The sequence below is a fragment of the Rahnella sp. BIGb0236 genome (assembly GCF_004364755.1).
Classification (GTDB): domain Bacteria; phylum Pseudomonadota; class Gammaproteobacteria; order Enterobacterales; family Enterobacteriaceae; genus Rahnella; species Rahnella victoriana.
On sequence record NZ_SOAO01000003.1, the window covers coordinates 348,571 to 374,987 of the forward strand.

Annotated in this window: 24 protein-coding genes; 19 read left to right on the forward strand and 5 right to left on the reverse strand. The window is 55.9% G+C overall.

The annotated features are described in order from the left end of the window. Positions 1-137: 137 nt before the first annotated feature. The 3 genes from fadI to sixA all read left to right on the forward strand — a co-directional run bounded on the left by fadI (position 138) and on the right by sixA (position 4,552). Positions 138-1,451, forward strand: coding sequence for an acetyl-CoA C-acyltransferase FadI (gene fadI / locus EDF78_RS08530; protein WP_133822916.1), 1,314 nt, complete (start codon positions 138-140; stop codon positions 1,449-1,451). Continuing rightward, a complete protein-coding gene (fadJ, locus tag EDF78_RS08535; protein ID WP_133822917.1) occupies positions 1,448-3,649 on the forward strand; it encodes a fatty acid oxidation complex subunit alpha FadJ in 2,202 nt (733 codons plus the stop codon). The genes fadI and fadJ overlap by 4 nt, the downstream gene beginning before the upstream one ends. A 414-nt stretch (positions 3,650-4,063) precedes the next feature. Then, positions 4,064-4,552, forward strand: coding sequence for a phosphohistidine phosphatase SixA (gene sixA, locus EDF78_RS08540; protein ID WP_133822918.1), 489 nt, complete (start codon positions 4,064-4,066; stop codon positions 4,550-4,552). 211 nt (positions 4,553-4,763) lie between these two features. Here the strand turns inward: sixA and smrB are convergent, their stop codons facing one another. Beyond that, positions 4,764-5,303: an endonuclease SmrB gene (smrB, locus tag EDF78_RS08545; RefSeq protein ID WP_095925184.1), complete on the reverse strand. Its 540-nt coding sequence runs from the start codon at positions 5,301-5,303 to the stop codon at positions 4,764-4,766. A gap of 203 nt (positions 5,304-5,506) precedes the next feature. On the opposite strand from smrB, the gene prmB reads away from it, so the two are divergent. From prmB to EDF78_RS08575, 6 genes are all read left to right on the forward strand, one after another. Continuing rightward, positions 5,507-6,439: a 50S ribosomal protein L3 N(5)-glutamine methyltransferase gene (gene prmB, locus EDF78_RS08550; protein ID WP_095922888.1), complete on the forward strand. Its 933-nt coding sequence runs from the start codon at positions 5,507-5,509 to the stop codon at positions 6,437-6,439. Positions 6,440-6,516: 77 nt separating this feature from the next. Continuing rightward, complete coding sequence (gene aroC / locus EDF78_RS08555) at positions 6,517-7,602, forward strand: chorismate synthase (protein WP_095922887.1); 1,086 nt, start codon at positions 6,517-6,519, stop codon at positions 7,600-7,602. Positions 7,603-7,688: 86 nt separating this feature from the next. Continuing rightward, positions 7,689-8,462: a penicillin-insensitive murein endopeptidase gene (gene mepA, locus EDF78_RS08560; protein WP_119822980.1), complete on the forward strand. Its 774-nt coding sequence runs from the start codon at positions 7,689-7,691 to the stop codon at positions 8,460-8,462. A 44-nt stretch (positions 8,463-8,506) separates the two neighbouring features. Further along, positions 8,507-9,307: a sulfite exporter TauE/SafE family protein gene (locus EDF78_RS08565; RefSeq protein ID WP_119822594.1), complete on the forward strand. Its 801-nt coding sequence runs from the start codon at positions 8,507-8,509 to the stop codon at positions 9,305-9,307. 99 nt (positions 9,308-9,406) lie between these two features. Then, positions 9,407-9,964, forward strand: a complete 558-nt coding sequence (locus EDF78_RS08570; protein WP_131694026.1) for an elongation factor P hydroxylase — start codon at positions 9,407-9,409, stop codon at positions 9,962-9,964. Between the two features lie 24 nt (positions 9,965-9,988). After that, positions 9,989-10,267 (forward strand): YfcL family protein, encoded by a 279-nt coding sequence (locus tag EDF78_RS08575; RefSeq protein ID WP_013574543.1) that lies wholly within the window; start codon positions 9,989-9,991, stop codon positions 10,265-10,267. Between the two features lie 73 nt (positions 10,268-10,340). On the opposite strand, the gene mnmC is transcribed toward EDF78_RS08575, so the two are convergent. Next, a complete protein-coding gene (gene mnmC / locus EDF78_RS08580) occupies positions 10,341-12,371 on the reverse strand; it encodes a bifunctional tRNA (5-methylaminomethyl-2-thiouridine)(34)-methyltransferase MnmD/FAD-dependent 5-carboxymethylaminomethyl-2-thiouridine(34) oxidoreductase MnmC (RefSeq protein WP_133822919.1) in 2,031 nt (676 codons plus the stop codon). Positions 12,372-12,540: 169 nt separating this feature from the next. Between mnmC and fabB the strand changes: the two genes are divergently transcribed. The 4 genes from fabB to EDF78_RS08600 all read left to right on the forward strand — a co-directional run bounded on the left by fabB (position 12,541) and on the right by EDF78_RS08600 (position 17,078). Then, positions 12,541-13,761, forward strand: coding sequence for a beta-ketoacyl-ACP synthase I (gene fabB, locus EDF78_RS08585; RefSeq protein WP_133822920.1), 1,221 nt, complete (start codon positions 12,541-12,543; stop codon positions 13,759-13,761). A 159-nt stretch (positions 13,762-13,920) separates the two neighbouring features. After that, positions 13,921-14,406: a DUF2946 domain-containing protein gene (locus EDF78_RS08590; protein WP_133822921.1), complete on the forward strand. Its 486-nt coding sequence runs from the start codon at positions 13,921-13,923 to the stop codon at positions 14,404-14,406. An 87-nt stretch (positions 14,407-14,493) separates the two neighbouring features. Then, positions 14,494-15,933 (forward strand): PepSY-associated TM helix domain-containing protein, encoded by a 1,440-nt coding sequence (locus EDF78_RS08595; RefSeq protein ID WP_133822922.1) that lies wholly within the window; start codon positions 14,494-14,496, stop codon positions 15,931-15,933. Between the two features lie 17 nt (positions 15,934-15,950). Then, entirely contained in the window at positions 15,951-17,078 is a 1,128-nt protein-coding gene (locus EDF78_RS08600) for an SLC13 family permease (protein WP_133822923.1), read from the forward strand. On the opposite strand, the gene EDF78_RS08605 is transcribed toward EDF78_RS08600, so the two are convergent. After that, positions 17,032-18,543 (reverse strand): PLP-dependent aminotransferase family protein, encoded by a 1,512-nt coding sequence (locus EDF78_RS08605; protein ID WP_133822924.1) that lies wholly within the window; start codon positions 18,541-18,543, stop codon positions 17,032-17,034. The two genes, EDF78_RS08600 and EDF78_RS08605, sit on opposite strands and share 47 nt — an antisense overlap. A 100-nt stretch (positions 18,544-18,643) precedes the next feature. Between EDF78_RS08605 and EDF78_RS08610 the strand changes: the two genes are divergently transcribed. Then, positions 18,644-19,096 (forward strand): rhodanese-like domain-containing protein, encoded by a 453-nt coding sequence (locus tag EDF78_RS08610; RefSeq protein ID WP_133822925.1) that lies wholly within the window; start codon positions 18,644-18,646, stop codon positions 19,094-19,096. A gap of 9 nt (positions 19,097-19,105) precedes the next feature. On the opposite strand, the gene flk is transcribed toward EDF78_RS08610, so the two are convergent. Together flk and EDF78_RS08620 are read right to left on the reverse strand one after the other, a co-directional pair. Next, positions 19,106-20,155 (reverse strand): flagella biosynthesis regulator Flk, encoded by a 1,050-nt coding sequence (gene flk, locus EDF78_RS08615; RefSeq protein WP_095922874.1) that lies wholly within the window; start codon positions 20,153-20,155, stop codon positions 19,106-19,108. A 243-nt stretch (positions 20,156-20,398) separates the two neighbouring features. Then, positions 20,399-21,304, reverse strand: coding sequence for a DMT family transporter (locus EDF78_RS08620; RefSeq protein ID WP_133822926.1), 906 nt, complete (start codon positions 21,302-21,304; stop codon positions 20,399-20,401). Positions 21,305-21,432: 128 nt separating this feature from the next. Between EDF78_RS08620 and EDF78_RS08625 the strand changes: the two genes are divergently transcribed. From EDF78_RS08625 to EDF78_RS08645, 5 genes are all read left to right on the forward strand, one after another. Beyond that, complete coding sequence (locus EDF78_RS08625) at positions 21,433-22,224, forward strand: helix-turn-helix transcriptional regulator (RefSeq protein WP_131694020.1); 792 nt, start codon at positions 21,433-21,435, stop codon at positions 22,222-22,224. 100 nt (positions 22,225-22,324) lie between these two features. Continuing rightward, entirely contained in the window at positions 22,325-23,452 is a 1,128-nt protein-coding gene (gene pdxB / locus EDF78_RS08630; protein WP_095922871.1) for a 4-phosphoerythronate dehydrogenase PdxB, read from the forward strand. Between the two features lie 115 nt (positions 23,453-23,567). Then, positions 23,568-24,578, forward strand: coding sequence for an aspartate-semialdehyde dehydrogenase (locus EDF78_RS08635; RefSeq protein ID WP_095922870.1), 1,011 nt, complete (start codon positions 23,568-23,570; stop codon positions 24,576-24,578). Between the two features lie 2 nt (positions 24,579-24,580). Then, on the forward strand, positions 24,581-25,411 hold the full coding sequence (gene truA, locus EDF78_RS08640; protein ID WP_131694019.1) for a tRNA pseudouridine(38-40) synthase TruA: 831 nt from the start codon (positions 24,581-24,583) through the stop codon (positions 25,409-25,411). A 76-nt stretch (positions 25,412-25,487) separates the two neighbouring features. Beyond that, complete coding sequence (locus EDF78_RS08645) at positions 25,488-26,156, forward strand: DedA family protein (protein ID WP_095925182.1); 669 nt, start codon at positions 25,488-25,490, stop codon at positions 26,154-26,156. Positions 26,157-26,417 lie beyond the last annotated feature (261 nt).

The window sequence follows — 26,417 nt, forward strand, 5'->3', positions numbered from 1 at the left end:
TCTTCTCCTTCTTATTTCAGAAAAATTTGCTGTTGCTCGCACTTCACTGCCTTTCGCTTTGCCAAATGTAAATACATGGTTAAAACTGAGTTATCAGGTCTGACCTCTTAAGACCCTATTTTTTCTCAGGAGCGTGTATGAACAAAGTCATTCCACTGGTAACGCGTGAGGGCGATCGCATTGCGATTGTCGATGGCTTGCGTACGCCGTTTGCGAAACAGGCCACCGCCTATCACGGCATTCCTGCTGTCGATCTCGGCAAAATCGTGGTCAGTGAGCTGCTGGCAAAAAGTGGGATAGACCCGAAAGACATCGACCAGCTGGTTTTCGGCCAGGTGGTGCAGATGCCGGAAGCGCCGAATATTGCGCGTGAGATTGTGCTGGGCACCGGCATGAATGTTTCGACCGATGCCTACAGTGTGTCGCGCGCCTGCGCCACCAGCTTTCAGGCGGTAGCGAACGTGGCGGAAAGCATTCTCAGCGGCACGGTCAGTGTCGGGATCGCGGGCGGAGCGGATTCCTCCTCGGTCTTGCCGATTGGCGTCAGTAAACGTCTCGCCCGCGCACTGGTGGATGTGAATAAAGCGCGCACGCTGTCGCAGCGCCTTTCCATTTTCAGCAAACTGAAACTGCGCGATTTACTGCCGGTGCCACCGGCGGTCGCGGAATATTCCACCGGTTTGCGGATGGGCGATACGGCCGAGCAAATGGCGAAAAGTCATCACATCAGCCGTGCGGAACAGGATGAGCTGGCGCACCGCTCGCATACACTGGCCGCGCAGGCGTGGGAGCAGGGGTATCTGACCTCTCAGGTGATGGCCGCGCAGGTGCCGCCGTACCGCGAGGTGCTGCAAAAAGACAACAATATTCGTCTCAACTCTGAAATCGGCCAGTACGCGAAATTGCGTCCGGCGTTTGACCGCAACCACGGCACGGTCACTGCCGCCACCAGCACGCCGCTGACCGATGGCGCGGCGGCGGTGCTGATGATGAGCGAATCGCGTGCGCGGGAACTGGGTCTGAAACCGCTGGGTTATCTGACAAGTTTTGCCTTCGCCGCCATCGACGTCTGGGAAGATATGCTGCTCGGCCCGGCTTATGCCACGCCGCTGGCGCTGGATCGCGCCGGACTGACGCTGGGCGATCTGGATCTGATTGATATGCATGAGGCGTTCGCGGCGCAGACGCTGGCGAATATCAAAATGTTAGCCAGTGATGAATTTGCCCGTGAAAAACTCGGCCGCAATCAGGCGGTTGGCGAAATTGACTGGGATAAATTCAACGTTCTGGGCGGTTCGCTGGCGTACGGGCATCCGTTTGCCGCAACCGGCGCACGAATGATTACGCAAACGCTGCATGAATTACGCCGCCGTGGCGGAAAATACGGGCTGACCACAGCGTGCGCAGCGGGTGGCCTGGGCGCGGCGATGATTGTGGAGGCAGCGCAATGAGGGACACGATGGAAAACCGACAACCCGCAGAAACCGAAGCGACTGAAACAGCTTCCGCCTTCTCACTGATGTTTACCGCAGAACATATCGGCATCATCACTATTGATGTTCCGGGCGAAAAGGTGAACACCTTAAAGGCTGAATTTGCTCAGCAAATTTGCGCCATTTTGCAAAAAGCGCAGCAGTATCCGAATCTGAAAGGTCTGGTGCTGATTTCCGGCAAGCCGGACTCGTTTATTGCCGGTGCCGATATCACCATGATTTCCGGTTGCAGGACGGCCGCCGAAGCCAGTGAACTGGCGCAGAAAGGTCAGACGGTGATGTCGCACATTGCCTCATTTTCTGTGCCGGTGGTGGCGGCCATTCACGGTGCCTGTCTGGGCGGCGGACTGGAGCTGGCGCTGGCCTGTCATTCCCGCGTGTGCTCGCTGGATGACAAAACCCAACTTGGTCTGCCGGAAGTGCAACTGGGTTTACTGCCGGGTTCCGGCGGCACGCAGCGCCTTCCGCGTCTGATCGGCGCGTCAAAAGCGCTGGAGCTGATGCTGACCGGTCGCAGCGTTCGCGCCAAACAGGCACTGCGGATGGGGCTGGTGGATGATGCCGTTCCTTACTCGATTTTGCTGCAAACGGCGCTGGAGCGTGTCGCGAAGGGGCGTAAATCGCGTCCGCCATTACCGTGGCAGGCGCGGCTGGCAGGGGGGCCACTGGGCAAAAGCGTGCTGTTCCATTTAGTGCGTAAACAGACACGGGCGAAAACCCACGGCAATTACCCGGCCACCGAAAAAATCATTGATGTGGTAAGAACCGGGCTGGATCAGGGCAGCGGTAACGGCTATCAGGCCGAAGCCAACGCGTTTGGCGAACTGGTGATGACGCCGGAATCCGCCGCGTTGCGCGGGCTGTTTTTTGCTTCTACTGCGCTGAAGAAAGAAAAGGGCGGAGACGCCGAACCCCTGCCGGTGCGCCGTGTGGGCATTCTCGGCGGCGGCCTGATGGGCGGCGGTATCGCCAACGTGACCGCCACCAAAGCCGGTCTGCCGGTGCGCATCAAAGACATTAATCACGAAGGCATCCGCCATGCGCTGAAATACAGCTGGGATCTGCTGGAGAAAAAAGTGCGTCGCCGCAGGCTGACCCGCAACGAGCAGCAGCGTCAGATGATGCTGATTTCCGGCACCACCGATTACAGCGGGTTTGCGCGCATTGATATCGTGGTGGAAGCCGTATTTGAGGACTTGTCACTCAAGCAATCAATGGTGGCAGAAATCGAACAAAATGCCGCATCGCACACGATTTTCGCCTCAAACACCTCTTCCCTGCCGATCCATCGCATCGCAGAGCAGGCCGCCAGACCTGAACAGGTCATTGGTCTGCACTATTTCAGCCCGGTGGATAAAATGCCGCTGGTGGAGGTGATCCCCCACGCAGGCAGCAGCGCACAGACGATTTCCACCACCGTGGCGCTGGCGAAGAAACAGGGGAAAACAGCGATTGTGGTGGGCGACAGCGCCGGATTCTATGTAAACCGTATTCTTGCCCCTTATATCAATGAGGCGGCCCGTTGCCTGCTGGCGGGAGAACCTGTCGATCACATCGACAGCGCGCTGGTGAATTTCGGCTTCCCGGTCGGACCGGTTCAGTTACTGGATGAAGTCGGGATTGATGTCGGCACCAAAATCGTACCCATTCTGGAAGAGGCGTTTGGTGAGCGGTTTGCCGCACCGTCCGGCTTTGATGCGGTGCTTAAAGACGACCGCAAAGGGCGTAAAAACGGCAAAGGTTTCTACCTTTACAGCCAGAAAGGACGGGCGGCGAAGAAAAAACAGGTCGATCCGTCGGTCTATCGCCTGCTGAATGTCACGCCAAAAGCGCAGCAACCGGAAGAAGAGATCGCCCGCCGCTGCGTGATGCTGATGCTCAACGAAGCGGTACGATGCCTCGATGAGAACGTGATCCGCAGTGCCCGCGATGGCGATCTCGGGGCGGTGTTCGGGATTGGTTTCCCGCCATTCCGCGGTGGCCCGTTCCGTTACATCGAATCGCTGGGTGTGGCCAAGGTGGTGAAAACCCTTGAGCAACTGGCGCAGCAATATGGCGAGCGTTTTGCGCCCTGCGAAGGATTATTACGTCGCGCAGAGCAGGGGGAAGGATTCTGTTCAGCGCGCGAGGCACGCGAAAAGGTCAGTGAAGTGTGATTGCGGTCACTGCTTATTGCTGAATTTCGCGCGAATCTGGAACAGATCCTGCTTGCAGCCAGACATATGCCGGCGGGATCTTTTTTATGGTGAGGCTGACTTTGTACAGAAACAAAGCCAAACGATTGATCTACAACCCGAGTGGTTAAATAATCAGCACAATGGTTTACAACCGGTAAGGGTTGGTGTAAAAAACAGCGTTTTCTTTACGTGAACTTTCAGGCAAAATGCCCGACCGCTGATGCTTACCATGCAAAGCATGTGGGCACAGCGCGTTAAGTGGATGTACTGCCTTACAGCTATCTTGTAATGAGAACGGTCACCTCTGCGGTGACTGACATGCTGGGCAACGGGTGATACAGCACGCAAGGCGTTTCTGTATAGCGCTATTTTTGTTAACAAAAGCGGTGCAATATGCAAGTTGTAATTATGCGTCACGGTGATGCAGTTCTCGAAGCTGCAAGCGATTCAGTTCGCCCGTTAAGCGAATGCGGATGTGACGAATCAGTACATATGGCTGCCTGGCTGAATGGCCGTGGCGTCAACATTGACCGTGTTCTGGTCAGTCCGTACCTGCGTGCGCAGCAGACACTTGAAAAAGTGCGCCAGTGTCTGGCTCTGCCTGAAAACGTTGAAATTGATATTCTGAAAGAGCTGACGCCGGGCGGTGATCCTGCTCTGGTCGCCAGTGAACTGCAACATCTGGCGCTGACCGGTGTCAGTGCCGTGCTGGTGGTCTCTCACCTGCCGCTGGTCGGTTATCTGGTGGCAGAGCTGTGTCCGGGCGTCTGCCCGCCGATGTTTGCCACATCAGCCATGGCCAGCATCGAGCTGAACGGGGATACCGGTCAGGGGACGTTTGACTGGCAGTTCAGTCCGTGCCAGGTCATGGCCAAAGTATAATCCCCGTCATACTTCGCATTGCAGATGCGTTGGCTGCGCTCACTTACCCCGGTCACATAGTTATCTATGCTCCCGGGGATGCGTTCACTTGCCGCCTTCCTGCAATCCGAATTATTTAGGGGATCTGTTCTGAGACAGACAGTTCAGCGACAGACAAAAGAAAGGCACAGCTCCGGCTGTGCCTTTCTCGTTTCTGATGGTTGGGGTGGGGTCAGCTGATTTTGTCGTCCAGCTCCACCAGCACCAGCAGGGCGGCGGTGCCACCGAGTTCTTTCGGGGCCTGATGGAAGGCTTCGACGTCAGGGTGCTGTGCCAGCCACAACGGCGTTTGCTGTTTGAGAATATGCTTGCCGTGACCGTGCATGACGCAGGCGCAGTGGACATGTTCGCGACGGCAGGCGGCGATCAGCGCGCCCAGTTCCTGTTTGGCTTCTTTCTGCGTTAAACCGTGCAAATCGAGAAACAGCTCGGGTGAGTAATCACCGCGCCGCAATTTTTTCAGTTCAAAATGACTGATGTCTGGCCGGATGTGACGAACCGGGCCTTCTTCCTGCAACATCGGCTGGAATTCATCAGAAAAATAATAACTTGCGTCCACCTGCTCCTGAATCAGCTTTTTAGGTGACAGTTCGGCCACCTTTTTCCGTGGCGGACGGTGAGTAATCGTATCATTTTTCAGGCGCTTGACGCCCGGTACGGCCTCGCGGAATAACGCGGCTTCTTCCGGGCTGAGCAGGTGTTTTTTCTTCATCTTTTCATCGTCATTTTCGCTCAATTCACACAGTGTACCTTCCGTCGCCCTGCGGTTTAAAGAAAACTCAGGGTTAAATTCTTCGAGACATCGCGCAAGTGCGTTGACTAGCTGCTGATTTGTGGCGGGCTTCGTGGCAAACTATGCGGCAAATAATGGGTTAAACGTCTGTTAAAAACCCGTGCACTGCCTGGAGAATAAAATTGGACAAAATTTTCGTCGACGAAGCTGTCAGTGAACTGCATACCATTCAGGATATGCTGCGCTGGACCGTCAGCCGCCTGAACGCGGCCAATGTCTATTACGGTCACGGCACCGATAACCCGTGGGACGAAGCAGTGCAACTGGTCTTGCCAAGCGTGTTTTTGCCGCTGGACATTCCTGAAGATATGCACACCGCGCGCCTGACCTCCAGCGAGCGTCACCGTATCGTTGAGCGTGTGATCCGCCGCGTTAACGAGCGCATCCCGGTGGCCTATCTGACCAATAAAGCCTGGTTCTGCGACATGGAATTTTATGTCGATGAACGCGTTCTGGTGCCGCGCTCGCCGATTGGTGAACTGATCACCAACCGTTTCTCCGGCATCCTGAGTGAGCAACCGCAGCACATTCTGGACATGTGTACCGGCAGCGGCTGTATCGCTATTGCCTGCGCTTATGCATTCCCGGAAACCGAAGTTGACGCTGTCGACATTTCTGCCGATGCGCTGGCCGTCGCAGAACGCAACATCGACACACATGGCATCGAGAACTGGGTTACGCCAATCCGCTCTGACCTGTTCCGCGAACTGCCTCCGCTGCAATACGACCTGATTGTGACCAATCCGCCGTATGTGGACGAAGAAGACATGTCAGATCTGCCGCAGGAATATCGCCACGAGCCGGTTCTGGGTCTGGCTTCCGGCACTGACGGTCTGAAACTGACCCGCCGCATTCTGGCCTGTGCGCCGGATTACCTGACCGACAACGGCGTGCTGATTTGTGAAGTGGGCAACAGCATGGTGCATCTGATGGATCAATATCCTGAGATCCCGTTCACCTGGCTGGAATTTGAAAACGGCGGCGACGGTGTCTTTATGCTGACCAAACAGCAACTCCTCGATTGCGCGGAAACATTCCACGCATACAAAGACTAAAAGTCGCCTCTGACAATGATGGCCGGCATAGCGCCGGCTATTCTGCAATCCATCAACATAATGGTTAAGGAGCCGTGATGGCAGGGAACAGTATTGGGCAGTTTTTCCGCGTCACCACTTTTGGCGAATCCCACGGTGTGGCACTGGGCTGTATTATTGACGGCGTGCCGCCGGGCATTGCGCTGACCGAAGCAGACCTGCAACACGATCTCGATCGTCGTCGTCCGGGCACTTCGCGTTACACCACGCAACGCCGCGAAGCCGACGAAGTGAAAATTCTGTCGGGCGTGTTTGAAGGCGTGACCACCGGCACCAGCATCGGTCTGGTGATCCAGAATACCGATCAGCGTTCGCAGGATTACAGTGCCATCAAAGACGTGTTCCGTCCGGGACATGCGGATTACACCTACGAGCAGAAATACGGCGTGCGCGATTACCGTGGCGGCGGTCGTTCGTCTGCCCGCGAAACCGCCATGCGTGTGGCGGCGGGTGCCGTGGCGAAGAAATACCTGCTGGAAAAATTCGGCGTTAAGGTGCGCGGTTATATGTCCCAGATGGGCGATATCACCTGCGAGCTGAAAGACTGGGATCTGGTCGAAACCAACCCGTTCTTCTGCCCGGATGAAAGCAAGCTGGAAGCGCTGGACGAACTGATGCGCGCGCTGAAAAAAGAAGGCGATTCCATCGGTGCCAAAATCACGGTTGTGGCGGATCACGTGCCGGTCGGTCTCGGCGAGCCGGTGTTTGACCGTCTGGATGCCGATCTGGCGCATGCGCTGATGAGCATTAACGCGGTGAAAGGCGTGGAAATCGGTGACGGTTTTGCTGTGGTTGCCAAACGCGGCAGCGAGAATCGTGACGAAATCACACCGAACGGTTTTGAAAGCAATCACGCGGGAGGCATTCTCGGCGGGATCAGCAGCGGTCAGCCGGTGGTTGCCCATCTGGCGCTGAAACCGACGTCCAGCATCACCGTTCCGGGTCGCACCATCAACCGTGAAGGTGAGCAGGTAGAGATGATCACCAAAGGCCGTCATGATCCCTGTGTCGGTATCCGCGCGGTGCCGATCGCTGAAGCGATGATGGCGATCGTGCTGATGGATCATTTGCTGCGTCAGCGCGCTCAGAACGGCGACGTTCATTCCACCGTGCCACGCTGGTAATCCAACCGATGAAATCCTCACGTACGCTTCCTGTGTTTCGTGCTGTCTGCGCCAGTTTTCTGGCGCTTGCACTGTGCGCCCCTGCGATGGCGGCCACGCCGTGGCAGAAAATCACCCAGCCGGTTGCCGGTGTCCCGCAGGCCATTGGCAGTTATGCCAATGGCTGTCAGGTAGGCGCGCAGCCATTGCCGCTGAATTCGCCTGATTATCAGGTGATGCGCACCGATCAGCGCCGCTATTTCGGGCAACCGGATTTGCTGGCGTTCATCACCCGTCTCGGCACGCAGGCGCAGCAAAAAGGGCTGGGCACCATGCTGATCGGCGATATGGCGATGCCTGCGGGCGGCCGATTCAGCAGCGGTCATGCCAGCCATCAGTCGGGGCTGGATGTGGACATCTGGCTGCAACTGCCGCGTCAGCGCTGGAGTGAGCAAATGCTGCTCAGGCCGCAACCTATCGATCTGGTCAGCGCCAATGGCAAATCCATTGTGGCAAGCCAGTGGCAGCCACGCATCGAAACGCTGATCAAAATGGCGGCGCAGGATAAAGACGTGGTGCGGATTTTCGTCAACCCGGCCATCAAACAGCAACTTTGCCTTGATGCCGGAACGGATCGCGAATGGCTGCATAAAGTGCGTCCGTGGTTTGGTCATCGTGCGCACATGCACGTACGTCTGCGTTGCCCGGTCGGTAATCTGGAATGTGAAAACCAGGCACCGCCGCCGCCGGGAGATGGCTGTGGTGCGGAACTGCAAAGCTGGTTCCTGCCTCCGAAGCCTTCGACAGGCAAGCCGGTGAAAAAAGAGCCGCCTCCGCTGCCGCCGTCATGTCAGGCGCTGCTGGATAAACACGTTCTTTAACAGGTTTCACTTACTCTTCGCCATGCATAGCGAGCTGACAGAAAATGGACTGGTTGATTGTTGCCCCGTGGGTTCTGGTTGTTTTATTTTTCGTTGCACTTTTTGCCGGTTTCATTGATTCCATAGCAGGTGGCGGCGGGTTGATCAGCCTGCCTGCCTTGCTCGCGGCGGGGGTTCCTCCGGCGCAGGCGATTGCGACCAATAAACTGTCATCGATAGGCGGGTCTTTTTCCGCCAGCCTGTACTTTGTGCGGCGCGGGGTGGTGGATCTCAATGATCAGAAGCTGAATATCGCCTGCACCTTTGTCGGTTCGGTGATCGGCGCGATCCTGATCCAGCATCTGCGCGCCGACATGCTGCGTCAGGTTCTGCCGCTGCTGATCATCTGCATCGGCTTGTATTTCCTGCTGACACCGCGTCTGGGTGAAAGCGATCGCGCCAGACGTTTGAATGCGCTGCCGTATGCGCTGGTGGCGGGGGGCTGCGTCGGTTTCTACGATGGCTTTTTCGGCCCCGGTGCCGGGTCTTTCTACGCACTGGCTTTCGTGACCTTATGCGGGTTTAATCTGGCAAAAGCCACGGCGCATGCGAAAGTGCTGAATTTCACCTCCAACTTTGGTGGCCTGTTATTTTTCATTCTGGGCGGCAAAGTGGTGTGGGTGCTGGGTTTTGTGATGATGGCAGGGCAGTTTATCGGCGCACGGCTGGGCGCGCGGATGGTGCTGAGTAAAGGCCAGAAGATGATCCGCCCGATGGTGGTGGCCGTTTCCGTCGTGATGAGCTGTAAGTTAATTTATGATAATCACGGCACTGAAATCATGCACTGGTTAAGCCTGCATTTATAATGTCAGGAGCAGCAAAATGCTTGCCTGAGGTCATGAAATCGGGTGTTTAAACAAGGGTATATTGTCGCCCTTTCTCACTTACTGAGTTTCACAGCTTTTATGTCAGATTCGACTGCAACACATAACTATCATCAATTGATCGACATTTTTGATTCCTGCTTCTTTGAGGAATTCAACGTTCGCTTAGTCAAAGGCGACGACGAGCCGATCTATCTGCCTGCCGATGAACAGGAATCCTTTAACCGCATTGTGTTCGCGCACGGTTATTACGCCAGTGGTATGCATGAAATCTCCCACTGGTGCGTGGCCGGTGCTGAGCGTCGTAAACGAGTGGATTTCGGCTACTGGTATTGCCCGGACGGCCGCGATGCGCAAACACAAAGTGAATTCGAGAAAGTCGAAATCAAACCCCAGTCTTACGAATGGTTGTTCTGCGCGGCGGCAGGTTTCCGTTTCAATGTCAGTTGCGACAACCTGAGCGGCGATTGCGAGCCGGACCGCGTGGGTTTTCAGAATAAAGTGCGTGAAGAAGTGTTGCGTATGCTGGAGCAAGGCATCCCTGAAAGACCGGCGCGCTTTATTAACGCGTTACAATCGTTTTACAATACGCCCCCTTTGACGCCTGCGGACTTCCCGGCGTTGCAGCCGATTGAATAAATACCGGATACGAGAGGAAGAGTAATGATCGCAGAATTTGAAACGCGGATTTTAACGCTGATCGACGATATGGTCGAAAGCGCCAGTGACGACGAACTGTTTGCCAGTGGTTATCTGCGGGGCCATCTGACCGTTGCCGTGGCAGAAGCGGAAGAAAACGGTGAACACACCGCCGAAGCGCTGAAACTCCGTGTTCAGGACGGCCTGGACAAAGCCATCAAAGCCGGTGAACTGTCGCCGCGCGATCAGCTTCTGGTGCAGGGGATGTGGGAAAATCTCTATCAGGCATCTCTCCCTCAGTAATCTCTTTTCAGTAAAAAAAAGCGCAGCGACGGGTTAACCGGCTGCGCTTTTTTATTGCCTGAGAAGGGACGGATTAATGTGATTCGACCGGGCGGCCTTTCAGCAGTTTTCTGACCCACATACGGTTCGGGTTCAGCGCCGCCAGCGTGTCGCTGTCCAGAGGTATCGGTTCACCGGCTATCTGCGCCGCCAGAATTTCTGCGCCGAGCGGGGCAGAACTGAGGCCGCGTGAGCCGAGTGCGCCAAACAGGAACAGGTTTTCATAGACCGGCGCTTCTGCAATCGGGCGATGACGCTGAATGTCCAGATCCAGCTTTTTATAACTTTCCAGCAGGGCATCGTAATCCGACACCGAACCGATCATCGGCAGATGGTCACGGGTGGCGCAACGCACACCATTTCGCGCCTCGCCTTCGCTGACATCCACCTCATACGGCCATTGCTGTTCCGGCAGGCAGCTGATCAGACGCTGGCGGTTTTGCTGCTGATCATCGTCGCGGTAATCCGTGCATTTGTCTGCGCGGTGATAGCTGGCACCGATGCAATGATGCTGATTTTGCGGGCTGACCGGCGTCATATACCCGTCGTAACACAACACCTGTTTCAGCTTGCTCAGCGCCGGAGTGGTCGGGATATGCGAAACCTGACCGCTGACCGCGTAAACCGGCAGTTTTTCACTCTGACTGAAATCGGTAATGTCCGCGCCGTTGGCCAGCACCACCGCATGATGACGCGCAACATGGCCGTCGGCAAAGGTCAGCGCCCACTGAGACTCTGCGTCGTAATTTAACGTTGTCGCGCGCTGGCGATAATGCACCGTTAAACCCTGTGTTTCGGCCAGCGCAATCAGCGAAGCCGTCAGCTGTGCCGGACAAAGCCACGCGCCGAGCGGATAGGTCACGCCGCCGCTGCCGCACGGCAATCCGCACAACGCCTCCACGTCTTCTTCCGTCAGCCCTTTTGCCAGATCTTCCGGCCAGCCGCCGCTGATAATGCCGTCAATTTTGCCCTGACTTTTTTCGTCATAGCCGAGCTGCGTGACGCCGCTCCAGCCGTGGTCGAAAGGCACATCCCACTTTTCGAGCTGCGCATACTGGCGGCGGGCGAAAGTGAAGGCATGAGCAAAGAAGTTTTCCAGCGTGTCGCCGCGTCCATTGAGCAGCGGATATACCGCCCCCTGACGGTTACCGGAAGCGCCAAGCGCCGGTTTTTCATCAGCGCAATACAGCGTGACTGCGTAACCACGGCGAAGTAACGCCAGTGACAACACGGCGCTGGCCACACCGCCGCCGATTACCGCAAATTCTGTGGCATTTTTTGCTGCCGGTCGCGCATACCACGGCGCAGGATGAGGTACGTCAATGCCTGACGGTAACGCGCCCGCTAACATATGCCGTTTTTCGCCGAACCCCGGCACCTTACCGATGTCAAAACCGGCGTCCTGCAATCCCCGGCGGACAAAACCGGCCACGGTGAAGGTGGCAAAGGTGCCTTGCGGACGGGTCATTTTCGCCATAGAGCGGAATAAATCTTCCGTCCACATATCCGGGTTTTTGGACGGGGCAAAGCCGTCGAGAAACCAGGCGTCAACCTGCTGATTCATACTGGTGTCACATGCCGGAAGCAGGGTAGTCACATCACCGAACCACAGGTCCAGCGTGATGCGTCCGCCTGCCAGTAACAGGCGGTGACAGCCGGAAAAGGCCATCGGCCATTGTTCGCAAAGCTGCGCGGAATACGCGGCAAGTTCGGGCCACTGCGTATGCGCTGTCGCCAGATCACGGGCAGATAACGGGAATTTTTCGTAGCTGATGAAATGCAGACGTTGCAGCGTGGCGTCTGGGTGTGCTTCGCGGAAGGCGTCAAAGGCCTGCCACAGCGACAGAAAGTTCAGACCGGTGCCAAAACCGGTTTCGGCGATGATGCACAGCGGGCGAGTGTGACCGGCAAAACGCGCCGGAAAATGGTTGCCGTTGAGAAAAACATGACGGGTTTCCAGCAGGCCGCTCTGATTGGAAAAATAGACGTCATCAAAATGTCGGGAAACAGGTGTACCCTGTTCGTTCCAGCTTAATTCAGCGGGCGTGATCGGGTTATGGCTCACGTGAAACTCTCTCAGTTCAAGGCGATGCCGGAGTTTAACGCTGCGTTTGACCCTGCGCAAATTTACCACGATTTACACAAGGAATTGCTGATCGGACTTGTTCGGCGTACAACTGTACGCTAGAGTGCGTGACGAAATCCCAAATGGTGAATAGTACAAGAGGTATTAAATGAAACGTGCAGTGATTACTGGCCTGGGTATCATCTCGAGCATCGGTAACAACAAGCAGGAAGTTCTTGCATCTCTGCAGGAAGGTCGCTCTGGGATCACCTTCTCGCAAGAGCTGAAAGATGCCGGGATGCGTAGTCACGTCTGGGGTGATGTCAAATTAGACACCGCAGGCCTTATCGATCGTAAGATTGTGCGTTTCATGAGTGATGCCTCGATCTACGCTTACCTGTCCATGCAGCAGGCGATTGAAGACTCCGGTCTGACCCCTGAAATGGTCTCCAACGAACGTACCGGCCTGATCGCTGGTTCCGGCGGCGGTTCTCCACGCAACCAGGTTGCGGGTTCCGACGGTATGCGCGCCAAAGGGCTGCGCGGCGTGGGTCCTTACATGGTGACCAAAGCGATGGCGTCTGGCGTGTCTGCCTGCCTCGCGACCCCGTTCAAAATCCGCGGTGTTAACTATTCCATCAGCTCTGCCTGCGCCACCTCTGCACACTGCATCGGTAACGCGGTAGAAATGATTCAGCTGGGCAAACAGGATGTGGTGTTTGCCGGTGGTGGTGAAGAACTGTGCTGGGAAATGGCGTGTGAATTCGATGCCATGGGCGCACTGTCCACCAGCTACAACGAAACTCCAGACAAAGCTTCCCGTACCTACGACAAAGCGCGTGACGGTTTCGTTATCGCAGGCGGCGGCGGTATGGTTGTTGTCGAAGAGCTGGAACACGCTCTGGCCCGTGGCGCACACATCTACGCAGAAATCGTTGGCTACGGCGCAACGTCTGACGGCGCAGACATGGTGGCACCATCCGGTGAAGGCGCAGTGCGTTGCATGAAAATGGCAATGAACGGCTTGGATACCCCAATCGACTACGTTAACGTGCACGGAACATCAACTCCGGTCGGCGACGTGAAAGAACTGGGTGCTATCCGTGAAGTGTTCGGCGATAAAACCCCGGCACTGTCTTCCACCAAAGCCATGACCGGTCACTCTCTGGGTGCCGCTGGCGTTCAGGAAGCGATCTACACCCTGCTGATGGCAGAGCACGGCTTCATCGCGCCAAGCATCAACATCGAAAACCTCGATGAGCAGGCAGAAGGCATGGACATCATCACTAAACCGACTCAGCGCGAGCTGACGACGGTGATGTCTAACAGCTTCGGCTTCGGTGGCACCAACGCCACGCTGGTCATGCGTAAGCTGAAAAACGACAAATAATCTCCGTCGTTAATACCTGAATAAAAGCCTGCTTCCGAGCGGGCTTTTTTGTATCCATCATCCTTCAAGCCGCCTTGATGCAACTCGAATGATTTTGGATATGTTTCTCTACAATTCAGGTACAATTTCGCCGCTTCTTATTTTCACCTTGTTGACATAATGCTCTCACTCAGACACATCCATCATCGACACCTGCACTTCCCGGCCTGGCTCGGGATGGTGGCGATACTGATGTTGTTTATTGCGCCGGTGATTTCCAAATCACGGGTGGCAGAGGGTGCGCAGCATATGATGATGCCCGGCATGATGATGTCCGATATGGACATGGAGATGCCGGACGCAGATATGGCTGACATGAATATGTCAGGCCATCACTCATCATCGATGGAACATTGCGACAAGCAAACCTGTCAATCCGCGCCGCACGATGCCGTTAAGGCGCTGCTTGCCGGTGACATGAGCGATGCCGCCTGCGGATATTGCGTGTTGCTGGTGCATCTGCCGATGCTTGATTTACAGGCTATGCCGATGCTGTGGTCACTGGATTTCTCCAGCCGTGCCCCTCCGCGTGCACTCATACAACGTCTTATCCCTTCACTGTTCTTCACGGATTCCCAACCCCGCGCACCGCCCGTTTTTTCATAACCGCGTAATACAACATTTATCTTCAGGTTAACCGCCAGACTGACAGCGGTTGACGGCGTGCTATTTGAAATTTTGGGATCCGTATTTATGAACCAACCTGTCTATCCGGCTAAAAAACTGCCTGCGCAGGCGGCTTTTCTGGCGCTGTTGCGCCGCTTACATTTCTATATTGGTCTGTTTGTCGGGCCGTTTATTTTTGTCGCCGCACTCACCGGCACCCTGTATGTGCTGACGCCTCAGTTCGAAAATTACCTCTATGCTGATGCGCTGTTTACCCGCTCAGAAGGCACCGCGCAGCCGTTATCACGTCAGGTGGATGCGGCGCAAAAAGTGGCCGGTCAGGAGAAGCAGATTTATGCCATCAGACCGGCACCGTCTGCCGGGGAGACCACGCGGGTGATGTTTTCTGATCCGCAACTTGGGGCATCCAAAACCCGGGCGATTTTCATCGATCCGGTCACGCTGGCGGCGAAAGGCGATATGACGGTGTACGGCACCAGCGGCATTCTGCCGTTCCGTACCTGGCTGGACGATTTGCATCGCGGCCTGTTACTCGGCGATGCGGGACGCGTTTACAGCGAGCTGGCCGCGTCATGGTTATGGGTGGCGGCGCTGGGTGGTGTGGTGCTCTGGTTTACCGGTCGGCGCCAACCCCGTCAGTTGCGTAAGGTCAGCGGGAAAGTGGAAAAACAGCAGCACAGCCGCCGCTGGCACAGCACGCTCGGCCTGTTGTTACTCGCCGGATTGCTGTTCTTCTCGGCCACCGGTCTGACCTGGTCACAATGGGCGGGGGACAATATCAGCGTACTGCGCGCGTACATGGGCTGGATGACCCCTGCGGTGAACACCCGTCTGGACGGGCAAACAGTGGCAGCACCGGCTGACGAACATGCGGAGCATCATGCGCAGATGGCCGGTATGCCCGGCATGGACATGTCCGCGCACGCAATGCCTGCGGTATTGGTTTCCGCACAGACTTTCGACGCGGTATTTCAGGCGGCGCGGGAGTCTGGCATCACGGCAGATAAGATTGAAATCCGTCCGTCCGGGGATGCAGGAAAAGCCTGGACGGTGACGGAAGTCGATCGCCGCTGGCCGACGCAGGTAGATGCGGTTTCGGTGAATCCCCGCTCAATGCAGATTGTCGATCACGTGCGGTTTGCTGATTTTCCGCTGCTCGCCAAGCTGACCCGCTGGGGCGTCGATGCCCATATGGGGATTTTATTCGGCGTCTGGAATCAGGCCATTCTGGTGATTTTTGGTGCCGGATTATGCGTGATGATTGCCTGGGGATATCGCTTGTGGTGGCTGCGCAGAAGCGTCAGCAACGACGGCAGCAATCCGGCGGTGACGCTGCTGCAAACCTGGACATCGCTCCCGTTCAGCCTGCAATGTCCGGTGTTTGTCATCACGCTCGGGCTGGCGATTTCATTACCGGTGATGGGCATCAGCCTGCTGATTTTCCTGCTGATCGATGTTATTCGCTGGCAGCGGCGAATTTCTTCGGGTAACGTCAGCGCATTCTGATCAGCGAAGAAAAAAACATGTTGATGGCGGCACTCGGCTCAGTCTTTAAGCCTTTTTTACGTGACAGATTTTTGCATCTGTTAATCATACTTGGCGTCATTCTGACACTGTTCCAGCCTGCGAAAATCATGCAGTTTCCGCAGTTTGTCGACTGGAACACTATCGTCACGCTGCTGGGTTTGCTGATGCTGACCAAGGGCGTGGAGGTCAGCGGCTACTTTGATTTTGTTGGCCGCAAGATGATTAACGCCATCAACAATGAACGGCGGCTGGCGCTTTTCCTGGTGAGTGCGGCGGCGGTGCTGTCGACCTTTATGACCAATGACGTCGCGCTGTTTATCGTTATTCCGCTGACCATTACCCTGAAAAAACTGACGTCGCTGCCGGTGACGCGGCTGATCATCTTTGAAGCGCTGGCGGTGAACGCCGGTTCGCTGCTCACGCCAATCGGTAACCCGCAAAATATCCTGTTATGGAATAAGTCCGGTCAGTCATTCCTGCATTTCATCGGGCAGATGGCACCGCTGGCGCTGGTGACCCTGGCCGCCTTATTCATGGTGACCTGGTGGTGTTTTCCGTCGCACAGCCTGAAAAAGCTGGAGAATAATCAGGGGTATCCGTTTAAGAAACGTCTGCTGATCAGTTGCGTGGTGCTGTATGTGGCGTTTATTGCCTGCGTGGATCTGGGGTATGCGTTATATGGCCTGCTGGCGGTAGTGGTGTGCTTTTTACTGCTGGCGCGTAACGTTCTGCTGCGTATCGACTGGCCGCTGATTTTGGTGTTTATTGTGATGTTTATCGATGTGCGTTTGCTGGTCGGGCTGCACGCCTTGCAGCCTGCGTTTACCCATATTCACGGGCTGCCGGATTACGGACATTATCTTCTCAGCATCGGGCTTTCGCAGGTGATCAGCAACGTGCCGGCGACGATCCTGATGATCAACTATTTACCGTCCGGCCCGCTGCTGGCTTACGCCGTGAATGCCGGGGGTTTCGGGCTGGCGATAGGATCGCTGGCCAACCTGATCGCACTGCGCATGGCGGGTGACAAAAAAATCTGGCTCCGTTTTCACTACTACTCCTTCCCGTTCCTGTTGTTCAGCGGCGGGGCTGGCTGGTTGCTGCTGGCATTGTTTGCGAAATAGCAGGCACTTTCAGCGAGGCTAGCCGGTTTACTGCGGTGGTGATTTCAGACGGCGTTAAGGCCGAAAAGCCGAGCAGCCAGCCATCCTGATGCTGCGCCGGTGAACCGCCATTGCCGGTAAACAGCGGCGAAAGACGCGGAGTCTCAATGCCCGCCTGTGCGGCAAGCGTGCTGAAATACTGTTCTTGTCCGGCAGGCAGATGAGCGGCGAGTTGCAATCCTCCGGCTGACACCTGAGGTATCAGCCAGTCAATTTTCTGCCCAATCTGTGCCAGCAGATGATCGCGGCGGCTGTGATAAAGCTGACGCGAAAAACGCAGGTGAGAAGTGAAATGGCCGGTGTGCATAAATTCGGCGGTCACCGCCTGCATCAGCTGTGAAGAGTGGCCGTCATTCACCGTGCGCAATGTGACCATCGGAGCCACCAGTGCAGGCGGCAAAACGGCATAGGCCAGCCGTAATGACGGGAACAGCACTTTCGAGAAGGTGCCGAGATAAATCACCTGCTGATGTTTATCCAGCCCCTGCATGGCGGGAAGCGGCCGTCCGTCGTAATGCAATTCGCTGTCGTAATCGTCTTCAATGATCCAGCTGCCGTGCCGCCGGGCAAACTCAAGCAGGTGTAAGCGGCGGGGCAGACTCAGGCTGACGCCGGTCGGGTAATGATGCGAAGGCGTCAGGTATATCAGGCGCGGAACCGGGAATGCGGGATCCGGCGCCATTCCCTGATCATCCACCGGAATGGCGCAAATGTCGGCGCCGGCGCTGGCAAACGCATTGCGCGCACCGGGATACCCCGGCTGCTCAAGCCAGACGCTATCCGCCGGATCAATCAGCAGCATCGCCAGTAACTGTAATGCCTGTTGCGAACTGGTGGTGATCAGGATTTGCGCGGCGGTGCAGCTCACCCCGCGCGACTGTTGCAGGTAACGGGCAAGCGCCTCACGCAGGGGCAAATACCCTTGCGGATCGCCATAACCCAGCAGACGTTCTCCCTCAACACGTAATTGTCTGGCGGTCATCTGTTTCCAGATTTTCAGCGGAAAAGCGCGAAGGTCGGGCGAACCGGCGGCAAAGGCGACGGGGGATTGCGGGTCACGGCATCCGCCGGTGGCGACAATTTTCTGCCCTCTGGCTGATATTCTCGCCAGACCGGGTTTGACGACTTTGCTTTTGCGTGCAGACGGCGCGCGGGGCAGCGACTGGCTGACAAAGGTGCCTTTGCCGGTATGACGCTGAAGATAACCTTCCGCCTCCACCTGCGCATAAGCCGCCTCAACCGTGACTCGCGACAGATTCAGATCACAGGCCAGCAGACGGGAAGAGGGCAGACGCTCTCCGGCCGTCAGTGCTCCGCTGCTGATGGCCTGCCGCAACGCGGCACACAGCCTGTCACGCAGACCTGCCGTGGTCGCTGTATTTTCAAAAAGCGTAATCAGAGCCGGTGGCTGGGGCTGCGCGGGCATAATGGGTCTTAGTGTTAACCGGAAATTGGCATTAATCATAAGACCAAAAACAGCGATGATGAAACTGTTTTCAGACACATCACTTTATGAGGAAGCGTTTATGCAACAGGCGTCTTATGTGTTGGGATTTGCACCGCCGTCACCGGAAATCAGCGCCGCGTATCTGTTGTCCAAACTGAGTTTTTATACCGATGCGGCGGATGTCGCGGCGGATTTACAAAACGGCATCGAAGGCATTGTGGTTATTGATACCCGTTCTGCTGAACATTATGCACGCGGTCATGTGCCCGGCGCGGTCAGTTTTCCGCATAAACATATGACGGCAGAAAGCACCCGCGAGCTGAGCAAAGACGTGGTGTATGTGACCTATTGTGACGGCATCGGGTGCAACGGCTCGACGCAGGGCGCGTACAAGCTGGCAAAACTGGGGTTCAGGGTAAAGGAAATGATTGGCGGGCTGGATTTTTGGATCCGCGATCAGCACCCGCTGGCAACAGGTGAAGAACGCGGACAGTATGCGCCGGAACAGGCACCGCAGGAGTGCGGTTGCTGAAAGTCGCGCTTAAAACAGTAACCACAACAGCAGCACGACCACCACGAACGCAATAAACAGCAGCGGTTTGCCGCCCATCGCCTGCATGGAGGGCGGCAACATCGCGATGAACGGATTCATGATTGGTTGCGGGTCGGTGCGCGACACGGTCGTGAATGTATCGTCGGTTTCATCCGCACGCGGTGAACGGTCAACCCGCTGGCTGAACAGCACACCAATCAGATCGCTTACCTGAACCGGCGTCAGCGGCGTGGATAATGTCGCGCTGAAACGGTTTTCCGCATATTCCGTCAGCTGATGGATTTCATGCGTGCTGGCAGGTTGTTTGAGCACACTCAGCAGCGTTGTCAGCGTCGGTGGCGTCGTCTGCTGGCTGAGCGAGGCTTTTACCTGCAAAAACTGGCTGAGCACCTGAAAATGCTTCGCCGGTATTGGCTCGCCCACCTTCACACCCACCAGCGTAAACAGCGCCTGCCAGACTTTTACCGGTGCTTCGCCGGTAGCCGCGCTGAGGCGCGTGACAAGCTGTTGCAGGCTGTTATGTTCGGCAGGCAGCAACGGACGATCGGTCACCGGCGTCTGTTGCGGTTGCGGGATATTCATCTGACGGGTCTGGATCAGATCCAGCACCTGTTGCAGCTGCGGATGCGTCAGCTGGCTGAGCACGGTGTGTCCGAAATTCTGGCGTATAAAGTCACTCACCGCCTGACGGTTATTGCCCTGCGGCAGCAGTTCGGTCAGTTGCAACATCAGCTGGCGCGAGGCATGGCTGTCCTGCGCTTGCGTGAGTTTCCCCTGCAACAGCGTTTCGGCCTGCGGGAACTGCTGCGAGGTGATTTCTGCACCATGGGGCAGCGCCAGGTCGTGGCGCAAATTCGCCCAGATCTCAGCCGATTTAATCGGCGTGAGCGCCATCAGTTTGACGATCAGTTTTTCCAGCGTGGTGCGCTGTACCGGCGTTAACGGCAGTTCAGCGCCTGTTTTAACCGGAACGGTCTGACCCTGGGGCTGTGTTCTGTTGTCGCCAACCGGCATGCCCGGGCCGCTCAAAGGTTGCATATCACCGTCCTTCGCTGGAAATTTAAAACGTTGCCTGAACTTAATGAAAAGTAAAAAGCACGGCGCAGAGCGCGGAAGCGGCTCATCATACCTGCAAAGTGTATTAATCGACACCGTGAATAGCAGGCTGAGTAAGATTCTTCGGGAGATTGTTTCCTAAAACGGCAGATAAAAATGTCTGGCGGGGCGCGAAAGCAGAAAACAGGCAAGTGCCATCTTCTTTTCGGAAGATGGCACGAGGATTTAGCGGGGATTTTTTTGTTCCGCAGGGACGGCGCGGCTGAACAGCGGTTTACGCAAACGCTGCGCCAGGATCACCCCGGCAAGGGTGATACCCCCGCCGATAAGATGGTAGCTGTGCAACTGCTCGTGCAGGAACAACACCGCGATCACGGCGGTGAAAATCGGCGACAGGTTCATGAAAATGGACGCTTTGTTGGCACCGAGACGAATAACGCCCTGGATCCATAAAAACGGCGCAATGATCGAGGCCGGGATCCCCGCGAACAACACCAGCGGAATATTGTGTACCGTCAGGCTGACATCCTTCGCCATCAGGAAATTCGGCAGCAGCAGTAACACACCGAAAATGATCTGCACATATAACGACTGCCAGTTCGGCAGCGGGATCGCCCAGCGTTTGGTCAGCACGCCATACAATGCGTAGGACGCCGAAGCGGCAAACATCATCAGCTCACCCGTGCCAATCCCGTGTTGCAGCAGTTGCGCTGGATCACCGGCACTGACCAGCCAGACCAGCCCGCCGAGAGAAATCATACTGCCCAACGCCACGCCGACGGTCGGCACCACGCTCAGCACAAACAGACCAATCAGCACGGTCAGCAGCGGGATCAGCGAGTTGAGGATCCCCATAAACAGCGCACTGACACTGTGGGCGGCGTAATAGGCCAGACTCTGATAAAGCACCATGCCCAGCAGGCCGAGGATCAGCAGTTTCCACCAGTATTGTTTTATCGCCTGAAGGTTGCGCAGCACACCGGGCAAAATGAACGGAGTCAGCGTCAGCAGGGCGAGCAGCCAGCGGTAAAACGAAATGGCAGCCGGATCAATCGCGCTGGCCGAGGCTTTACTGACCACCGCGTTCAGTGACCAGATCAGGACGGCGAGCAGGGGAAAGAGCACATTCATGACATAATATTCCTCAGTAAATCGTCACGTCAGTGTACGATTGTCTTGTTTGTTAGATATAACGATAATCAGACAATACGTCGTGCAATCCGGACAATCCCGTGCGGCTCACAGACAAAAAGGTTTTTATGCGTTCGCCACGTTCTTCCTCACCCCGTTATTATCCGCCATTACCCGAAAAGATGCCGGTTACGCTGCTTTTTCGCGGCGAAATCGTTGAGGGGAATTCGGAGTATGTGCGCCATTCGCATCCCTGGAGCCAGATTATCTGCGTCAAATCCGGCGTACTGGCCATGCTGGTGGCCGGTCAGCGTTATCTGGCCCCGCGTGAATTCGCTATCTGGGTGCCTGCGGGCGTGGAGCATTCCAGTTATAACCGCAAAACAACCCGTTTTTGTGCCATCGATATTGCGCCGGAACTGGACACCCATCTGCCTGCCGAACCTTGTCTGCTGACGCCCACGGCCATTTTTAATGCCATCGCTGATGACTGCTTCTCGCGAAACATGACCGAGCCGCAGAGTGAGGCGGATTTGCGCATGTGCCGCGTGTTGCTCGATCAGATCAGTCTGGCACCGCGTCAGAACACCTATCTGCCGACGTCAGAGAATAAATTACTGGCTCCGATCCTGAGCGCGCTGGAAAAGAATCCGGCGGATAATACGCCGCTGGCGCACTGGGCGACGCAGGTGTATACCACCGAACGGACATTGTCGCGGCGATGCCAGCAGGAACTGGGGATGAGCTTTGCGCAGTGGCGTCAGCGGCTGCGTTTTCTGCATTCCATCTCATTGCTTGAGCAGGGGAAGACGGTGCAGGATATCTCACTCGAACTGGGTTACAGCTCGTCGTCTGCCTTTATCGCTATGTTTCAGCAGGTTTCCGGTACCACACCGCAGCGTTTTCGTAACGACAGGTAAACCTGTGCCCTGAAAGTTGGGATCTGACCCGGTATCGTGGCAAAATCAATGCCCTCTTTATTTTCTATTCTTTCTTTAGGCCATGCTGCCGGAGACAAACGTGAAAATCCTGGTTGATGAAAATATGCCGTATGCCGTCGAGCTTTTTAGCCGTCTGGGTAACGTGCAGGCTGTGCCCGGCCGTCCTATTCCGCAAGATGCCCTGAATGACGCCGATGCGCTGATGGTGCGGTCTGTAACCAAAGTGAACGAAAGTTTACTGGCGGGAAAACCGGTGAAATTTGTCGGCACCGCCACGGCGGGAACCGATCACGTGGATGATGCATGGCTGGCCAGCGCCGGGATTGGTTTCTCCGCCGCGCCGGGCTGTAATGCGATTGCGGTAGTGGAATACGTTTTCTCATCCCTGCTGATCCTCGCGCAACGCGACGGTTTCCAGTTGCGCGATAAAACGGTCGGGATCATCGGCGTGGGGAATGTCGGCTCGCGCCTGAATGCGCGTCTTGAAGCACTCGGTGTACGCACGTTGCTGTGCGATCCGCCACGCGCCGATCGCGGTGATGCCGGTGAATTCTGGCCGCTGGAAAAACTGGTCGCTGAAGCAGACATTCTGACGTTCCACACGCCGTTGAATATGTCCGGCCCGTATGCCACGCATCATCTGGTGGATGCAGATTTACTGGCGCGTCTGCCCGCTGACCGCATTCTGATTAACGCCTGCCGTGGCGAAGTGGTGGATAACGCCGCGCTGCTCGAGGCGCTGAACGGCAGTAAAAAACTGACCGCCGTGCTGGATGTCTGGGAACCGGAACCAGATTTATCGCTGGCGCTGCTGGATAAAGTGGCTATCGGTACGGCACACATCGCCGGTTACAGCCTGGAAGGCAAAGCCCGCGGCACCACGCAGGTGTTCGAAGCATTCAGCCAGTTTATCGGTCAGCCACAAACCGTGCCGCTGGAATCCTTGCTCCCTGCGCCTGAATTTGCCGAAGTGACCCTGAGTGGCGCGCTGAGCGAAGCCAAACTGCTGCGTCTTATTCACTTAGTGTATGATGTGCGCCGCGATGACCGGCCTTTGCGCCGTGTCGCCGGTAAACCGGGCGAATTCGACAAGCTGCGTAAGTTCTATGAAGAACGTCGTGAGTGGTCCTCTTTACGGGTGATATGCGACGATGCAGCGACTGCGGATGTGCTGAAAAAACTGGGCTTTAACAGCCAGTTAGGTTGAGTTAAGCCAGCCTGAATCTTTTCACTGTACATTCACGCAATATTACTCTGATAGCCGGGCGGTGAGTTTCACCGCCCCTTTGTATTTTGTACTTTTATTTCTGGAGAATACCAACATGTCTGATGGCTGGAATATTGCGCTGCTTGGCGCAACGGGCGCAGTCGGTGATGCGTTACTGGAATTATTGGCTGATCGTCAGTTCCCCGTTGGTGAGCTCTTCCCGCTGGCCAGTGAACGCAGCGCCGGTCAGACCGTGCGTTTTAACGGTAAAAGCCTGCGCGTGCAGCAGGCGTCTGAATTTGACTGGTCGCAGGTTCAGCTGGCGTTCTTTGTCGCAGGCTCTGAGGCTTCAGCGTTGTATGCCGAAGAAGCGGCAAATCAGGGTTGTCTGGTGATCGACAGCAGCGGCCTGTTCTCCCTTGAGCATGACATTCCTCTGGTGGTGCCGGGCGTGAACCCTGACGCGCTGTCTCATTACCGCAACCGTAATATCGTGGCTGTGGCCGACAGCCTGACCAGTCAGTTGCTGACGGCCATCAAACCGCTGACCGAACAGGCCGGTTTGTCCCGTCTGCACGTCACGTCGCTGCTGTCCGTTTCGGCGCTGGGTAAAGCGGCCGTTGACGATCTGGCCGGACAAAGTGCCCGCCTGCTGAACGGCATTCCGGCAGAAGAAGGTATTTTCAGCAAACAACTGGCATTCAACCTGTTACCGCTGGTCAGTGATGAAGAGGGCAGTGTGCGTCAGGAACGCCGGCTGGTGGATCAGGTGCGCAAAGTGTTGCAGGACGATGGCCTGCCGATTTCGGTCAGCTGCGTGCAGTCGCCGGTGTTCTACGGTCACGCGCAGGTGGTGCATCTGGAAGGCTTGCGCCCGCTGTCTGCCGATGAAGCGCGCACCGAACTGGAACAAATTGATGACATTAATCTCAGCGATGAAGATGATTTCCCGACGCAGGTCAGCGATGCGTCCGGCAATGCCAACCTGAGCATCGGTTGTATCCGTAATGACTACGGCATTCCTGAGTTACTGCAATTCTGGTCAGTGGCCGACAATGTGCGTTTCGGCGGTGCCCTGATGGCGGTGGAAACCGCAGAGAAGCTGATTAACGAGTACTGGTACTGATTATGTCCGAAGATGTGATCGCTGACATCAGCGCGGCACCGGTTGCCGGGCGTGTGGCGTTAGGCGTGGAATATGACGGCAGTGCCTACTTTGGCTGGCAGCGTCAGCAGGGCGTCGCCAGCGTGCAGGAATGTCTGGAAAAGGCGCTGAGCCGTGTCGCGAATACGCCGATCGTGGTGTTCTGCGCCGGTCGTACGGATGCCGGTGTCAGCGCGACCGGACAGGTGGTGCACTTTGATACGCCGGTGCTGCGTAAAGATGCGGCGTGGACGATGGGGGTGAATACCCATCTGCCGAAAAATATTGCCGTGCGCTGGTGCGCGAACGTGGCGGAAGATTTCCACGCCCGTTTCAGCGCCACCGCCCGCCGCTACCGTTACGTTATTTATAACAACCGTTACCGCTCAGCGATTTTGCATACCGGCGTGACCCACGTTCATATGCCGCTCGATGTGGAGAAAATGCAGCTTGCCGGTCAGGCGTTGCTGGGGGAGAACGACTTTACCTCTTTTCGCGCATCGCAGTGCCAGTCGCGCACGCCGTGGCGCTACGTGATGCATTTGAATGTCAGCCGTCACGGCAACTATGTGGTGGTCGATATCAAAGCTAACGCTTTTGTTCATCACATGGTGCGCAATATTGTCGGCAGCCTGGTGGAAATCGGCGCGGGCAATCAGCCGGTGAGCTGGATGGGCGACCTGCTGGCAGCGAAAGATCGTAACCTTGCCGCCGCTACCGGGAAACCGGAGGGGTTGTATCTGGTCTCGGTTGATTATCCGGAAAAATTTTCATTACCTCAGGTAAATATGGGGCCACTGTTCCTGGAAGATTAAGGGACATTTTTAGCGATTGTTGCATTAACGTTTATTCACAACGGCGTTTTTTGACCAGGAAGAGGTGGAGGAACTGATGGGCTTTATTCACTTTGTCATAGATTTCATTCTGCATATTGATGTGCATCTGGCGGAACTGGTTGCACAGTATGGCGTCTGGGTTTACGGGATTTTGTTCCTGATTTTGTTCTGCGAAACCGGTCTGGTGGTGACACCTTTCCTGCCGGGCGATTCCTTATTGTTCGTGGCAGGTGCGCTGGCGGCGTTGCCGGGCAACGATATGAATGTCCATCTGATGGCATTGCTGATGGCTGTCGCGGCGATCCTCGGGGATGCGGTGAACTACACTATCGGACGGGTGTTTGGTGAACGACTGTTCAGTAATCCGGACTCAAAGATTTTCCGTCGCAGTTATTTAGACAAGACGCATAAGTTTTACGAGAAACATGGCGGCAAAACGATTATTCTTGCGCGCTTCGTGCCGATCGTCCGCACGTTTGCGCCGTTCGTGGCCGGTATGGGGCATATGTCTTACCGCCATTTTGCGGCCTATAACGTGATTGGGGCGCTGGTTTGGGTGCTGTTATTTACCTATGCTGGCTACCTTTTCGGCGATCTGCCGATTGTTCAGGAAAATCTGAAATTACTGATCGTGGCAATCATTGTGGTTTCCATCCTGCCGGGGGTGGTTGAAATCTGGCGGCACAAACGCGCAGCCGCAAAAGAAAAGCGTCAGCAGGAGTAATCCCTGACGTTTTTTTACGCAAGCGCGTTAAAATTTAAGGCATTAAACCCGAGGGTAAGACCAGTTTTTTATCCACAGTGTCTGGCCGTTATGGTTTAATGAGCGACAATTTATGGTCTGTTCCTGCGAACAACCCTTCTGTGACGCGGTGTGTGAGGTTTTTTATCATGCCGCGCACAGGTGATTTTGGGTAGGTTTCAGGGGACTTGTTACAGCATGAACAGCGGACTGGCTTCGGCCGGGTTCAAACAGAAAGGTTAT

Excerpts from the sequence above, each read along its gene's own strand:
- fadI (WP_133822916.1), top strand. The coding sequence starts at position 138 with ATGAACAAAGTCATTCCACTGGTAACGCGTGAGGGCGATCGCATTGCG.
- fadJ (WP_133822917.1), top strand. The coding sequence starts at position 1,448 with ATGAGGGACACGATGGAAAACCGACAACCCGCAGAAACCGAAGCGACT.
- sixA (WP_133822918.1), top strand. The coding sequence starts at position 4,064 with ATGCAAGTTGTAATTATGCGTCACGGTGATGCAGTTCTCGAAGCTGCA.
- smrB (WP_095925184.1), bottom strand. The coding sequence starts at position 5,303 with ATGAAGAAAAAACACCTGCTCAGCCCGGAAGAAGCCGCGTTATTCCGC.
- aroC (WP_095922887.1), top strand. The coding sequence starts at position 6,517 with ATGGCAGGGAACAGTATTGGGCAGTTTTTCCGCGTCACCACTTTTGGC.
- mepA (WP_119822980.1), top strand. The coding sequence starts at position 7,689 with ATGGCGGCCACGCCGTGGCAGAAAATCACCCAGCCGGTTGCCGGTGTC.
- EDF78_RS08565 (WP_119822594.1), top strand. The coding sequence starts at position 8,507 with ATGGACTGGTTGATTGTTGCCCCGTGGGTTCTGGTTGTTTTATTTTTC.
- EDF78_RS08570 (WP_131694026.1), top strand. The coding sequence starts at position 9,407 with ATGTCAGATTCGACTGCAACACATAACTATCATCAATTGATCGACATT.
- EDF78_RS08575 (WP_013574543.1), top strand. The coding sequence starts at position 9,989 with ATGATCGCAGAATTTGAAACGCGGATTTTAACGCTGATCGACGATATG.
- fabB (WP_133822920.1), top strand. The coding sequence starts at position 12,541 with ATGAAACGTGCAGTGATTACTGGCCTGGGTATCATCTCGAGCATCGGT.
- EDF78_RS08590 (WP_133822921.1), top strand. The coding sequence starts at position 13,921 with ATGCTCTCACTCAGACACATCCATCATCGACACCTGCACTTCCCGGCC.
- EDF78_RS08595 (WP_133822922.1), top strand. The coding sequence starts at position 14,494 with ATGAACCAACCTGTCTATCCGGCTAAAAAACTGCCTGCGCAGGCGGCT.
- EDF78_RS08600 (WP_133822923.1), top strand. The coding sequence starts at position 15,951 with ATGTTGATGGCGGCACTCGGCTCAGTCTTTAAGCCTTTTTTACGTGAC.
- EDF78_RS08605 (WP_133822924.1), bottom strand. The coding sequence starts at position 18,543 with ATGCCCGCGCAGCCCCAGCCACCGGCTCTGATTACGCTTTTTGAAAAT.
- EDF78_RS08610 (WP_133822925.1), top strand. The coding sequence starts at position 18,644 with ATGCAACAGGCGTCTTATGTGTTGGGATTTGCACCGCCGTCACCGGAA.
- flk (WP_095922874.1), bottom strand. The coding sequence starts at position 20,155 with ATGCAACCTTTGAGCGGCCCGGGCATGCCGGTTGGCGACAACAGAACA.
- EDF78_RS08620 (WP_133822926.1), bottom strand. The coding sequence starts at position 21,304 with ATGAATGTGCTCTTTCCCCTGCTCGCCGTCCTGATCTGGTCACTGAAC.
- EDF78_RS08625 (WP_131694020.1), top strand. The coding sequence starts at position 21,433 with ATGCGTTCGCCACGTTCTTCCTCACCCCGTTATTATCCGCCATTACCC.
- EDF78_RS08635 (WP_095922870.1), top strand. The coding sequence starts at position 23,568 with ATGTCTGATGGCTGGAATATTGCGCTGCTTGGCGCAACGGGCGCAGTC.
- truA (WP_131694019.1), top strand. The coding sequence starts at position 24,581 with ATGTCCGAAGATGTGATCGCTGACATCAGCGCGGCACCGGTTGCCGGG.
- EDF78_RS08645 (WP_095925182.1), top strand. The coding sequence starts at position 25,488 with ATGGGCTTTATTCACTTTGTCATAGATTTCATTCTGCATATTGATGTG.